The sequence below is a fragment of the Bacillus sp. 166amftsu genome (assembly GCF_900107445.1).
GTDB lineage: Bacteria > Bacillota > Bacilli > Bacillales > Bacillaceae_G > Bacillus_A > Bacillus_A arachidis.
In genome coordinates this window covers 515,344-527,276 of sequence record NZ_FNQA01000001.1, presented here as the reverse complement: position 1 = coordinate 527,276, position 11,933 = coordinate 515,344, and the positions used below count along the sequence as shown (strand labels likewise).

Genomic DNA, 11,933 nt, shown 5'->3' with positions numbered 1-11,933 from the left:
ACGTGATTTCTAGAAGTATAGCTCGAATACGAAAGTATAAGAAAGAAACCTAACGATGATTGATATTTTTGCATGAGAAAAAAACCTAGCAAACTATCAATTTTCATACGCTAGTCGTATCTTTTTATTTCAGCATAGAAAAATAGGTATATGAAAGAAAACACATACAGTGATTCAAAACGAATCAGTACACATGTGTACGCCAAAATAAAAGTGTATTCGCTATATAAGAACTAGAAAACATATCCTTCTCCCATCCAGACTATACTGTCGGCCCTAGAATTTCACTAGATCCACCGTTTCCAAGAGTGAAAACGGGTCACGGACTTAGAAGTGTGCACTTCATCACCGCCGGTTGGGAATTTCACCCGACCCCGAAGGATGCTGTTTGCTCACATTATAGCACAAAAAAGAAAAAAGGATAGTAAAAAATATTTGAATGTGAAGAATTGCATGAAAATGAAGGGAGGGATAAAGTTTGTTATACTAGCATGAGAAAGATTTCAGTGCATACATAAATGAGGTGAGGATATGAAATATATTGCAGTAGGAATCGGTGGTGTTATTGGGGCTTTAGCTCGGTATGGATTAGGACAATGGATTGATACTCCTTCAGTCGATTCTTTTCCGCTGGCAACATGGATAGCGAATATGATTGGTAGTTTTTTATTAGCATTTTTAACGATGTATTTATTTCGTATGAAACATGTTTCACAAACGATAATGAGTAGCGTTGGAACAGGAATGCTTGGATCTTTTACTACTTTTTCAACATTTAGCATGGAGACATTAAAATTAATGCAACATGAAGCATTTTTTATGGCATTTTATTATGTAAGTACAAGTATAGTTGGAGGATTGCTTTTGTCTTTATTTGGATTTTATCTTGGGAATACACTATATGAAAAAAGCATGAAGAAAGAAGGAGCGCTATGAATATTTTACTTATAGGAATCGGTGGCTTTTGCGGAGCTGTTGCTAGATTCTCTATTAGTAATGTAATGAAAAAAAAATACGGGAATGTATTCCCGTATGGAACATTATTTGTAAATATAGTTGGATCATTCTTGCTGGGTCTGTTGTATGGAGCTAATGTGAGTAATACATGGTTATTATTATGCGGAACAGGGTTTATGGGGGCATTTACGACCTTTTCAACATTTAAGTTTGAATTGGTTCAATTAATACATAAACGTGAGGGACAAAAGGCGTTATTATATTTAGTAATGAGTTATATAATAGGCATTTTTTGTGCGTTTCTAGGTTTTTATATAGGATATTTATAAGAAGCATGCGCAAATCATTTTGCATGCTTCTCGTATTATTATTCCTTTGGTGCTCGAACGACAGACTCAAATTTTCCTTTATGTGAAGCATCACAATAAGGCATATTTTTTGATAAGCCGCAGCGACATAAAGAAAATGCAGGCTTTGCAGGGAAAGCATTCCCTTGTGAGTCGATTAATTCCACATCCCCTGTAATGCGAAATGAACCATTATCATTCACTTTAATTTGAACTTTTGCCAACGTTATCCCTCCCTCCCAAACGCTTACGTTCATCATATAATTACAGGAAGTACTTGACAATAGAAAACTGTACTTTGTATGTAGTGGAAGAGAATGTTATAATAACGTTTATAACTGAAATACAGTAAGGTGAAGAAACATGAATAAACAATTACGTACATTACAAAATATTGCAAATGAGCGCACTTGGGCATCGTTTTTAAATGATAATCATCCATATAGCTTACTTCATTGGTCGATTGCAGGTGCGGGACAAGAGCCTAAAGATGTGTGGCTACTTCAAGATGAAGTAACATTTCAAACGACAGAATTTCAAACGCTCGAAGAAGCGGTAAAATGGATCTCTGAAAATATGGAACAAGTTACAGATGTGTTAGGGCAATAAAGTGACAAAAAACAGGCTTATGCAAGCCTGTTTTTTGTTTCTTTCACATATGTTTTTAAGAATTGATCCACTGCAGCTTCATACTCTTGCCGGTTCTCATTATAAGAGCAAGCGTGTGCACCGTGTTCTGCAATAAAGAGCTGTTTATTATTTTCTTTCGCTTCATAAAGTGCTTTTGTCATATCACATAAAATATAGTCATCGTCTTTACTGTGAATAAAAAGAACTGGATTATTTATGTTTTTTACACAATCGATTGGAGAAACTTCTCGTATTGTATAACCGTCCCGTACTTTTAAAAAGGCATTTGCTAATGGTAGTAGCGGCCATTTCGGTAAATGGAATTCGACTTTTAAGCGATGTTGTAGCTGGCCATAAAAGTCAGAGAATGGACAATCTGCAATATAAAAATCAGCACCATCTTCCACCATTCCTGCATATTGAAGGAGTGTCGCAGCCCCCATCGATTCTCCATGAATGCCCAGTATAATATTTGTTCCAAAACGGTCTTTTAGCCAATCAACTATCGTCTTTAAATCATGTTTTTCGTAATAGCCATAACTTGTCGTTTTACCACCGGTTTTACCATGGCGACGGTGATCATAAATAAATACGTTATATCCTCTGTTTAAAAATAAATTTGCATATTTGACAGAGTTTATTTTATTTACGGTTACACCGTGACAAAAAATCATAAACTTATTAGAATTGCCTGCAGAAATGTAATACCCGTGAATTTCATATTTAAATTGAGATGGAATACGAACCTCTTCTTTTGGAATGGCATTAAAATCCTCTAAGCGAAAATGTTTTTTTGTTTCACGCTCTAAAATTTCTTCTTCTGTTTTTTTCTTTAAGTACATTACTTTATTCGTAAAGAAAATACCGATACCAATTAAGGCTCCCATTATGGTTAGCAATGCTGTAAAAAAACGTTTCATACCTCATCCTCCACATACCTCTACATATGATACTCTTATATTGTATCATAATGATGTAAAAAGGGGAGAGAGTGAACCATGATTCAAATACAAAAAATTACAGAAGAAATGAGAGGAACAATTGCGCTATTTATGCGTGAAAATTGGGGAAGCACGCTGATGGTTTCACGTGGAAGAGCACATCAGTTAGACCAATTACCCGGTTTTATTGCAATTGAAGATAACAGAATAATAGGAATTATTACATATGAAATAAGAGGAAATGATTGTGAGATTGTTTCATTAGATAGCTTTAAGGAGAAAAAGGGAACTGGAACGAAACTTGTAGAGTATGTAATTAATATTGCCAAAAAACAATGTTGTAAAAAGGTGTGGCTTATTACGACAAACGATAACACGAATGCACTTCGTTTCTATCAGAAACGTGATTTTATCATGACTAACTTATACATAGATGCGGTTAAGGAGGCGAGGAAGATAAAGCGAGAAATTCCTCTCATTGGTTATGACAATATTACGATTTCACATGAAATTCAACTAGAAAAAATGAATATATAAAATCACTCTTTACATATGTTGAAGATGGAAAATGTAAGGAGTAAGAAGTATTCGTGTAACAATTTTCAGAAATATAGAATAATAATATTGACGAATGTCCTACTTTGTTTTAGGTTTGAATTGTAAGCTATTACCATATTAAGGGGTGAAGATGTGGCAACCATACGTGATGTTGCAAAATCGGCCGGTGTTTCAGTCGCAACCGTTTCACGAGTAATTAACGAAAAAGGGTATGTCCATGAGGATACAGTCAAACAAGTAAAACAAGCAATTGAAGAGTTACAGTATAAACCTAATGCTGTAGCGAAGGCATTATTTAAAAAATCTTCGACAATGATTGCTATATTAGTATCAAATTTAGAAAATCCATTATATATAACATTGCTTCGTTCAGTAGAAGAGGCTGCATATAAAGAGGGATATCAAATTGTTATTTGTAACATAGAAAATAAGAGTGATTATATAGATATACTAATGCAAAATAATATTGCTGGTGTTATTATGACGAACGACATATTCAAGCGGCTGAATAATATTTCCATTCCGTTTGTCATACTTGATGAAGCAGGAGAGCTTTCTACATATTACGAAAGTGCTAGAAAGGCAGTTGTTTTGTTAAAAGAAAAAGGTTGTCATTTTCTTGCTTATATGGGAGAAGAGGTAGAAGATGAGACAATGGAAGAACATGTATCTGGATTTTTAGATGCAGTTTGGGAAGAGGGTCTTGCTTATCGAAAAGAAAGAATAGAGGGACCTGAAGAAAAACAAATTATTGAATTGTTACGAAAGTATCCATATATTGATGGTATTGTGGCTTCTAGTGATGCTGTTGCAATTGCAGTCGTCCGTGCAGCAAGCTATCTTGGTATTCATATACCTGAGCGTTTGCAGGTTGTTGGTTTTAAAGGAAGTTTACAAGGTGAATGGGTTATGCCATCTTTGACAACGATTGGAAGGTCTTTTGAAAAACAAGGAGTACTAGCTGTTCAAAGCTTAGTAGGAAAAATAAAGAAGAAACAAGTAAAACATGAGGAAGTGCAGGAAGAAGAGTTTCTATTAATTGAACGAGAATCGACAAAGTAAAAGGTGCGTCCAAGTAAAACGCACCTTTTTTTATAATGTGACTGCAGCAATAAAACCGAATATAAGTAACGGGATATTGTAGTGAAGAAAAGTAGGGACACACGTATCCCATATATGATGATGCCTGCCATCAGCATTTAAACCTGAGGTAGGTCCTAACGTACTATCCGATGCTGGAGAACCAGCATCACCTAATGCACCAGCTGTACCGATAATAGCAATGGTGGCCATCGGGCTAAAGCCAAGTTGGATACATAGCGGAACGAAGATAGTTGTTAAAATCGGAATGGTAGAAAAGGAAGAACCGATTCCCATTGTAACAAGCAGACCGATAATAAGCATAAGGAAGGCAGCAAGTGGCTTACTGTTCCCAATTAAATCAGCACTTGTTTGAACAAGCGATTCAACATGTCCTGTTTTTCGAAGAACTGCTCCGAATCCTGCTGCAGAAATCATAACAAAACCGATAAATGACATCATGCGCATACCACTAGTCAAAATGGCATCAGCTTCTTTTAAAGGAAGACTGCCACTAATGGATAATACTATGATACCTGCTAATGCACCAAAAATCATTGATTCTGTTGCTAGTTGTACACTTAGTGTTGCGACAATAGACAATAACCCAAAAGAAATGCTTCTTTTCGTATAAGGTACAATTTCATCAGATGGAGTATGAATGGTTTCAGCATGATAAGTTCGTGGTTTACGATATGAAATAAAAACAGCGATACATAGACCAATAATCATTCCTATTGCCGGAATGGTCATGGCTTTTGGAATGAGTGCTACATCAAATGTAAGACCGCTTTGCTGTGCATTTGTTTGTAATACATCGTGATAAATTTTTCCAAATCCAGTTGGAATCCACATGTAAGGAGTGATTAATCCGAATGTAATAAGACATGCAACAAGCCGACGGTCCACTTCTAATTCATTTAAGACTTTTAAGAGTGCTGGAATTAAAATGGGGATAAAAGCAATATGGACCGGAATAATATTTTGTGAAAAACAAGCCATTGCTAAAATGATAAATAAAATGAGCATTTTTGAATATGTTTGTTTTTTCGTGTCTTTTTCGTTGCTGATTAAGTTCAGTGCAGTATGGATCATAGCATCGGGAAGACCTGTTTTGGAAAGAGAAATAGCAAATCCTCCGAGCATGGCATAACTTAAAGCGATTGGAGCACTGTTTCCAAGACCTATGGTAAAAGTATTGATTGTTTCTGAAATTCCAAGACCACCAATTAGTCCACCTGTTAAAGCACCGACGATAATAGCGACAATGACCTGGACACGTAATAAACTAAGCAGTAACATCACTGCAACTGCGACGAGTACAGCATTCATAATAAATGTAATCTCCCTGATCTTTTTCTGTTTCTGCAACTTATCTTAGGTAGGTATAGGTACTAACAGAGTAAAGTTGCGACATGTAATTATAAAGTGTTTTTTGTGAAATGTAAAAGGTATACCGATTACTGGTGTGGAAAAGATAGCTCTTGTTTGATAGAACATAAAGATCGTGCAAAAAGTTCAGGTTCTTCTAAATTTGGTGAATGAGCAGAGTTTGGGAACCAAATCATTTTTTTGATGGGTGCTTGAATCATGTCGCAATATTGTTGAACGAGTGCATAAGGCGTTTGATAGTCGAAACGACCAGAACAGAAATAAATAGGTACAGAAAGCTTTGAAATTGTAGAAAAGAAATCTATTGTGAGCATTTCTTCCCATAACGTCCCAGATTTCATATTTCCAGCGAGAAATTTTATCCAATCTAACCATGTATATTCTGAAGAGAATAGCCCTTTTCGAATGAAGGAAAATGAAGTCCCATTTTGCACGGATCCTCCAAATGTACCAAGCCATTTTCTTTGAATAATCAAGCGCCGCATATCTAGAAAAGGAGGTTTTCCAAGTTTTGAAAGTGAAGTCAATGCCCGCTCGTGCCCATGTTTTTTTGCAGAATGAATTAAGTGTTGATAGAGTAATTCTTCGTTTTGTTTCATATGTACAATCTGACCAATGCCAATATAGGCCTCAATATGGTGTGGATATTGACTTGTAATTTGTAGGCCGATAATACTTCCCCAAGAATGTCCAGCAAGAAATAGTTTCTGTTTATTGAAGCGAGAAAGAAGGTATTTTATTATTTCAAGTGCATCTAAAATAAATTGTTCAATTGTGAATGGTGTTTTAATATCTCGCCAAGAAAAAGTTTTCCCTGCTCCGCGCTGATCCCAATTGACAACAATAAAGTGCTTTTCTAAGTCTTTTTGAAAATGGCGAATAAATCCAATTTGTGCCATGCCAGGGCCACCGTGACAGCATAATAAAATAGGCTGATTTATATCTTGACCACGAATAAGTAGAGATTGTTTGCGATTGTTAATCGTAACGCTTTCTATCGTAGCGACGCTATTTGGAATTGGACTCTTTCTTTCATTGTAAAACTTTGGAGTGTGGCTACGAAAAAGCATATAAAAAAATCTCCTTTTCTCTAAGAGTATGTATCGCACGGGTGTACTATCTTGCATATACTGTTAAAAAGTTATTGTATCATAACATATAGGCTATATTTCAACTATGAACGCTTAGGGAGAGGAGGAAGGAAGTGACGATTGGAGAAATTATAGATTGCTTGAACAAACGTGAACCACTTGCCATAGTTGCGAAACGCCTCGATATGAGTCCCTATGCATTGTCGAAAAAGTTAAGGATACTTGGATATGAATATGATGGTGAACAGAAGAAACGAATATTTATTGGAGAGGGAGAAGAGCCCCGCCATTTATATCTTCAAGAAGCAACTGCACTTCAATATGTAAAAACAGATTATCAGGTTTTGATTTATGAACAATTGCAAAATATTTATGAATTATTGCGAAAACGCGAGGAACTTATTCTCCCCAAAATAATCACAAGTAATGAGAAGAAAAAACGCACTTTTTCTATATGTACGGAGATTTTAGAGAAATTAGACGTTATAGCTGATGCGACAGGAGTTCATAAATCTAAAATTGTAGAAGAAGCGTTGATAGAATTTTTACGAAAGTATAAAGAAGCTGATGAATTGTATCAAGATAAATGAAGGGAAGGATACTATGTTCAATGCAAAAGCATGTATCCTTTGTAGTATTATTTTTTAGTTTTAAAAAAATAATACAAGAACCAAACGGCATGATTTTGTTCATCTGCTGCTGCTCTACGAAATGCTTCTTTAATGAATTGATTTGTAGTATCATCTGCAATTTTTAAGTAGAAGTCAACAGTTCGTTGTTCGTCTTGTAGCGCGAATTCTAATCCCTCTTCATAAAAATTTGGACACTCTTCAATGATTTTTGGTTGAGGTTGCCTACCCGTTAAGCTGATGTAAATCTGTACAAATTGTTGAAAATGTTTTATTTCATCTTGGCGGATTTCAAGAATTTGATTTCGCTCAGTATTTTGTGAAGCCAAATTAGCTAATTTAGCATAACAATTTATTGCGCTGTACTCTCCATTGATGGCTTTTTCGATGTCAACAATTAATTTTTCGTTTTGTCTGTATATAAAATTGTAATTATTTGAATAGGAATACATTTTTTCCCCTCCCAGTTTATTCTTATATATTTTACGGGGAATGAAGATACTGGGTGCATATCCTTTAGAATAGATTTTAGGTTATGTATGAAAAACCCCCGTATTCTAAATGAACATGGGGGTTTTAAGTGAGAATATAGTGGAGCTCTTTTTAGTATTAACGTATTTTCGTATAGAAAAAACTAGTTCAGTTTTTGAATTCTTCCATCAATAATAGGTTGAATTGGTTCCTTTGCTTGTTTTACATAATTCACTAACGCTTCGAAATCAGTTGGTCCTGTTTCAGCATCTTTTCCATTTTTAAAGGATACAAATCCATCACCGCCCGAAGCTAGAAAGGCATTTGCAACGACGCTGTAAGTTTTAGAGGCAACTAACTCTTCTCCGTTTGTTAAGTGGATATTTGTAACTTTTTCACCATTTGGTTTATTCGCATCCCAAGTGTACTGAATACCTGAAATTTGAAGCATTCTTGTTATGTCTTTTTGCCATTGTTGATTTAAAATATCTCGAATGTCTTGACCAGTTAAATTAACTTTTATCAATTGATTCCCAAATGGTTGAATGCCATATAATTCTCCCCATGTAATATCGCCAGCATCTAGATCATTGCGAATACCACCAGGATTCATAAGGGCAATTTGAGTATTCATGGTCTCGCGCTGAACATCAGCAATTAAATTTCCAAGAGTGGATTCGCCCGCGTCATTTTGTTTACGATCCATTGGAGCGGTAGATTTTCCAACAACCTGATTTACAAGAGGAGCAATTTTTTCTTGATACTGATCCATTTTCTTTTTCACTTGTTGATCAGGTTTTATTCCTTCATGGTAGGTTGTAACAACTTCTGCTTTTTTCCCAACAATATCTTTTGTTTTACGATCAATTTTTACATCTACGTCGGCAAAGGCCATTCCATAAGAATTTGCTTGTACGACAAGCTTGTTGTTAACGGTTCCATTTACATAAGTATGACTATGACCGCCGAAAATCACATCGACTTCTGGGTCAGTCTCATTTGCTAAGCGAACGATATCGCCATTTGTTACGCCGTTATTATCCGTTGTACCTCCATTATGTGCAAGAACAACGATAGATTTAACACCTAGTCTTTTCAGTTGTTTTACAGATGTGTTAATTGCTTCAACTTCATCTGTAATTTGTACATTTTTTAGCATAGTAGGCATAACAACGTTAGGAACATCTGTTGTTACAACCCCGATAAAGCCGACAGGAACCCCTTGTACCATTTTCACAGTAAATGGTGGTAGAAATAAGCGACCAGTTGATTTGTTGTAGAAATTGGCAGCAACGTACGGGAATTTTGCTCCTTTGAAATTCCCTGTTTTTTCATGGTATCCACCATAAATAAGACGATGCATTTCGTCTATTCCTTCATCAAATTCATGGTTTCCAATCGTTCCAACATCAAATCCTAAATCATTTAAAAATTCAATTGTTGGTTCGTCTTGTAGTAGTGCTGAAACTGGAGGACTTGCTCCGACGACATCACCCGCATGAACCATTAATGTATTTGGATTTTGCTTTTCACGATCACGTAAATAAGCAGCTAAGTACTCGGCGCCCCCTGCCTCTTTGTTGTTAATTTTCTTTACAGTGTCTAATTGTCCATGAAAGTCGTTAATACCAAGCATTTGTACGTCTATGTAGCGGTTTTGTTCTGCTGGTGTCTGAGACGGTGGTGCAGCGAATACACTTGAGAAGGTAATCGTACTTAATACTAGAGCAGCAGGAATGACTTTTTTCCACATGAAATTTCTCTCCCTTTTTTTTATAATCTGACATCATACGACATAATTTTAATAGATTAAGAGGATTAATGCTACAAAATTTCTTTTTATTATAAAAATTAATGAAACTTTATTTTTCCCTTTACATCTTTACGAGATAAAAATAGTAGGGGAATCGAAAGAGAATGGGCTTTTTTATTGTGGAGAGGGAGTCATTTCCCCTATAATGGAGAAAAAAGTAAAAGGTGAGTAGTATGAAGAAAAAGAAGCAAAGACAAACACAAATGAATCATCAGACAGAGAAAGATTCTATTACCATTGGTGATCAATTGAATGCATCACTAATGAATCAATTGAAAAGTAAGAAGAAAGAATTACAAGTAAGAGCTGAGCAAAAAGAAATAGAAGAACAAGAAAGAAAACGTAAAGAGCAAAAGGAACGAGAAAAGAATAAATCGTTTGAAGAACTATTAAGTGAAAGTAATCTCACTTGGAAAGACTTTAAATAATATAAAAAATCATCAGCGGTATTATCCTGATGATTTTTTTAACGATTTGATAAGAAAAGGGGAATTGGGATGAGAAAGATTGTAGTCGTTCCTTATGAAAACCATTGGAGTGAGAAGTTTCAAATAGAAGCGAAGAGGCTAAAAATAGCAATGCCAGAACCTGTGAAGGTACATCATATTGGTAGTACATCAGTACCAGGGCTCGCAGCAAAGCCGATTGTTGATATGATTATGGAGGTGGAAGATATTGAGAGAGTAGACAATTGGAAAGAGCGCTTTGAAAAACTCGGTTACATTGTAAAAGGTGAAAATGGTATTTCCGGTCGGCGTTTTTTTATCCATGGAACGGAAGAAAAACGGTCGTATCATTTACATGTATTTGAAACAGGAAATCCAGAAATCACACGTCATTTAGCATTTCGTGATTATATGATGGCACATTGTGAAGAAGCAGAAGCTTATGCGGCATTAAAAAATGACTTAGCAGAAAAATTCACATATGATGGAGATCAATATACAGAAGGAAAGACTGATTTTGTACGTAATATTGATGTGAAAGCAAAAGAGTGGTTAGAAAGTAACGTGAGCAAGTAAGAACGTGTTATTTTTATAAAAATATTATGTTAACTGAATGTATTTTTTTGACTTTTGCTATAAATCTTGTTCAAATAAGGTGATGGTTACAAAAATTTTATGGCACCTCTCTATATCATTCGTAGGAGAGAAGAAGGAGGAGCAACAATCATGTATATTCCAACAACTACACTTCGTAATGGTGTGAAAATGCCGATGCTTGGTTTAGGTGTATATAAAGCAAAAGAGGGAGAAGAAGTAAAACAAGCAGTAAAAGCAGCTTTAGAAGTTGGATATCGCTCTATTGATACAGCGACTGTATATGAAAATGAAAGCGGTGTCGGAGAAGCGGTTCGTGAATCGGGGATTGCCCGTGAAGAATTGTTTATTACGACAAAAGTATGGAATGACGATCAAGGTTATGAAACGACGCTTCAAGCATTTGATAAAAGTTTAAAGAAATTACAAATGGATTATGTAGATTTATATTTAATTCACTGGCCAATAAGAGGAAAATACATAGATACATATCGGGCTCTTGAGAAATTATATGAAGAAGGAAAAGTGCGTGCAATAGGCGTTTCGAATTTTCACCAACATCATTTAGAGCAGCTTTTGCCAAATTGTAATGTGAAGCCGATGGTGAACCAAGTAGAACTTCACCCGATGCTCGCGCAGTTTGAATTACGTGATTTTTGTCAAAATGAACAGATTCAAATGGAAGCGTGGAGTCCGTTAATGAGAGGTGGCGAAGTCTTTCAGCATCCAATTATTCAAGAGATTGCTAAAAAATATGAAAAAACACCTGCTCAAATTATTTTACGCTGGGATATTCAAAGTGGTATCGTAACAATTCCTAAATCTGTTACACCATCTCGTATTCAAGAGAACTTTACGATTTTTGATTTTTCATTAACAGAAGAAGAAATCAAGCAGATTGATACGCTGGATCGTAATTTACATGTAGGTACAAACCCTGATAAATATGATACATTGTAAAAAAACGCTACCATTTTCGGTAGC

15 protein-coding genes and 1 riboswitch are annotated in these 11,933 nt (G+C 35.5%); of the genes, 9 read left to right on the top strand and 6 right to left on the bottom strand.

Features of this window, described 5'->3' with window-relative positions:
* Window positions 1-241 precede the first annotated feature (241 nt).
* A riboswitch (FMN riboswitch) is annotated at window positions 242-386 on the bottom strand.
* Between the two features lie 145 nt (window positions 387-531).
* Both crcB (BLV40_RS02990) and crcB (BLV40_RS02985) read left to right on the top strand, forming a co-directional pair.
* On the top strand, window positions 532-936 hold the full coding sequence (gene crcB / locus BLV40_RS02990) for a fluoride efflux transporter CrcB (protein ID WP_026590056.1): 405 nt from the start codon (window positions 532-534) through the stop codon (window positions 934-936).
* Window positions 933-1,286, top strand: coding sequence for a fluoride efflux transporter CrcB (gene crcB, locus BLV40_RS02985; protein ID WP_026590057.1), 354 nt, complete (start codon window positions 933-935; stop codon window positions 1,284-1,286). The genes crcB (BLV40_RS02990) and crcB (BLV40_RS02985) overlap by 4 nt, the downstream gene beginning before the upstream one ends.
* A 38-nt stretch (window positions 1,287-1,324) precedes the next feature.
* Here crcB (BLV40_RS02985) and BLV40_RS02980 read toward each other — a convergent pair whose 3' ends face one another.
* Entirely contained in the window at window positions 1,325-1,564 is a 240-nt protein-coding gene (locus BLV40_RS02980; protein ID WP_139265454.1) for a CDGSH iron-sulfur domain-containing protein, read from the bottom strand.
* Between the two features lie 103 nt (window positions 1,565-1,667).
* On the opposite strand from BLV40_RS02980, the gene BLV40_RS02975 reads away from it, so the two are divergent.
* Window positions 1,668-1,913, top strand: a complete 246-nt coding sequence (locus BLV40_RS02975; RefSeq protein ID WP_026590059.1) for a DUF2552 family protein — start codon at window positions 1,668-1,670, stop codon at window positions 1,911-1,913.
* Between the two features lie 17 nt (window positions 1,914-1,930).
* Here BLV40_RS02975 and BLV40_RS02970 read toward each other — a convergent pair whose 3' ends face one another.
* The gene (locus BLV40_RS02970; RefSeq protein WP_090687389.1) at window positions 1,931-2,854 is read right to left on the bottom strand and encodes an alpha/beta hydrolase; all 924 of its coding nucleotides are present in this window, start codon (window positions 2,852-2,854) and stop codon (window positions 1,931-1,933) included.
* A 78-nt stretch (window positions 2,855-2,932) separates the two neighbouring features.
* On the opposite strand from BLV40_RS02970, the gene BLV40_RS02965 reads away from it, so the two are divergent.
* Together BLV40_RS02965 and BLV40_RS02960 are read left to right on the top strand one after the other, a co-directional pair.
* Entirely contained in the window at window positions 2,933-3,412 is a 480-nt protein-coding gene (locus BLV40_RS02965; RefSeq protein WP_090687388.1) for a GNAT family N-acetyltransferase, read from the top strand.
* Between the two features lie 153 nt (window positions 3,413-3,565).
* A complete protein-coding gene (locus tag BLV40_RS02960) occupies window positions 3,566-4,495 on the top strand; it encodes a LacI family DNA-binding transcriptional regulator (RefSeq protein WP_090687386.1) in 930 nt (309 codons plus the stop codon).
* Between the two features lie 30 nt (window positions 4,496-4,525).
* Here BLV40_RS02960 and BLV40_RS02955 read toward each other — a convergent pair whose 3' ends face one another.
* Window positions 4,526-5,845: a Na+/H+ antiporter family protein gene (locus BLV40_RS02955; protein WP_090687384.1), complete on the bottom strand. Its 1,320-nt coding sequence runs from the start codon at window positions 5,843-5,845 to the stop codon at window positions 4,526-4,528.
* Between the two features lie 128 nt (window positions 5,846-5,973).
* On the bottom strand, window positions 5,974-6,975 hold the full coding sequence (locus tag BLV40_RS02950; RefSeq protein ID WP_090687382.1) for an alpha/beta fold hydrolase: 1,002 nt from the start codon (window positions 6,973-6,975) through the stop codon (window positions 5,974-5,976).
* 134 nt (window positions 6,976-7,109) lie between these two features.
* Between BLV40_RS02950 and BLV40_RS02945 the strand changes: the two genes are divergently transcribed.
* Window positions 7,110-7,586: a ribbon-helix-helix domain-containing protein gene (locus BLV40_RS02945; protein WP_026590065.1), complete on the top strand. Its 477-nt coding sequence runs from the start codon at window positions 7,110-7,112 to the stop codon at window positions 7,584-7,586.
* Window positions 7,587-7,633: 47 nt separating this feature from the next.
* Here the strand turns inward: BLV40_RS02945 and BLV40_RS02940 are convergent, their stop codons facing one another.
* Both BLV40_RS02940 and BLV40_RS02935 read right to left on the bottom strand, forming a co-directional pair.
* The gene (locus BLV40_RS02940) at window positions 7,634-8,077 is read right to left on the bottom strand and encodes a ferritin-like domain-containing protein (RefSeq protein WP_090687379.1); all 444 of its coding nucleotides are present in this window, start codon (window positions 8,075-8,077) and stop codon (window positions 7,634-7,636) included.
* 182 nt (window positions 8,078-8,259) lie between these two features.
* Window positions 8,260-9,849, bottom strand: a complete 1,590-nt coding sequence (locus BLV40_RS02935; protein WP_090687377.1) for a bifunctional metallophosphatase/5'-nucleotidase — start codon at window positions 9,847-9,849, stop codon at window positions 8,260-8,262.
* Window positions 9,850-10,082: 233 nt separating this feature from the next.
* Between BLV40_RS02935 and BLV40_RS02930 the strand changes: the two genes are divergently transcribed.
* The 3 genes from BLV40_RS02930 (at window position 10,083) to BLV40_RS02920 (ending at window position 11,909) form a co-directional block, all read left to right on the top strand.
* Entirely contained in the window at window positions 10,083-10,337 is a 255-nt protein-coding gene (locus BLV40_RS02930; RefSeq protein WP_026590068.1) for a YqkE family protein, read from the top strand.
* Window positions 10,338-10,406: 69 nt separating this feature from the next.
* A complete protein-coding gene (locus BLV40_RS02925; RefSeq protein WP_026590069.1) occupies window positions 10,407-10,931 on the top strand; it encodes a GrpB family protein in 525 nt (174 codons plus the stop codon).
* Window positions 10,932-11,081: 150 nt separating this feature from the next.
* Window positions 11,082-11,909 carry an aldo/keto reductase gene (locus BLV40_RS02920; protein ID WP_026590070.1) on the top strand — a complete coding sequence of 276 codons (828 nt, stop codon included), beginning with the start codon at window positions 11,082-11,084 and terminating at the stop codon, window positions 11,907-11,909.
* Window positions 11,910-11,933: the final 24 nt, after the last annotated feature.

Bases quoted from the DNA above. Each gene is read 5' to 3' on its own strand.
- crcB (WP_026590056.1), top strand. From the start codon at position 532: ATGAAATATATTGCAGTAGGAATCGGTGGTGTTATTGGGGCTTTAGCT.
- crcB (WP_026590057.1), top strand. From the start codon at position 933: ATGAATATTTTACTTATAGGAATCGGTGGCTTTTGCGGAGCTGTTGCT.
- BLV40_RS02980 (WP_139265454.1), bottom strand. From the start codon at position 1,564: ATGATGAACGTAAGCGTTTGGGAGGGAGGGATAACGTTGGCAAAAGTT.
- BLV40_RS02975 (WP_026590059.1), top strand. From the start codon at position 1,668: ATGAATAAACAATTACGTACATTACAAAATATTGCAAATGAGCGCACT.
- BLV40_RS02970 (WP_090687389.1), bottom strand. From the start codon at position 2,854: ATGAAACGTTTTTTTACAGCATTGCTAACCATAATGGGAGCCTTAATT.
- BLV40_RS02965 (WP_090687388.1), top strand. From the start codon at position 2,933: ATGATTCAAATACAAAAAATTACAGAAGAAATGAGAGGAACAATTGCG.
- BLV40_RS02955 (WP_090687384.1), bottom strand. From the start codon at position 5,845: ATGAATGCTGTACTCGTCGCAGTTGCAGTGATGTTACTGCTTAGTTTA.
- BLV40_RS02950 (WP_090687382.1), bottom strand. From the start codon at position 6,975: ATGCTTTTTCGTAGCCACACTCCAAAGTTTTACAATGAAAGAAAGAGT.
- BLV40_RS02940 (WP_090687379.1), bottom strand. From the start codon at position 8,077: ATGTATTCCTATTCAAATAATTACAATTTTATATACAGACAAAACGAA.
- BLV40_RS02935 (WP_090687377.1), bottom strand. From the start codon at position 9,849: ATGTGGAAAAAAGTCATTCCTGCTGCTCTAGTATTAAGTACGATTACC.
- BLV40_RS02930 (WP_026590068.1), top strand. From the start codon at position 10,083: ATGAAGAAAAAGAAGCAAAGACAAACACAAATGAATCATCAGACAGAG.
- BLV40_RS02925 (WP_026590069.1), top strand. From the start codon at position 10,407: ATGAGAAAGATTGTAGTCGTTCCTTATGAAAACCATTGGAGTGAGAAG.
- BLV40_RS02920 (WP_026590070.1), top strand. From the start codon at position 11,082: ATGTATATTCCAACAACTACACTTCGTAATGGTGTGAAAATGCCGATG.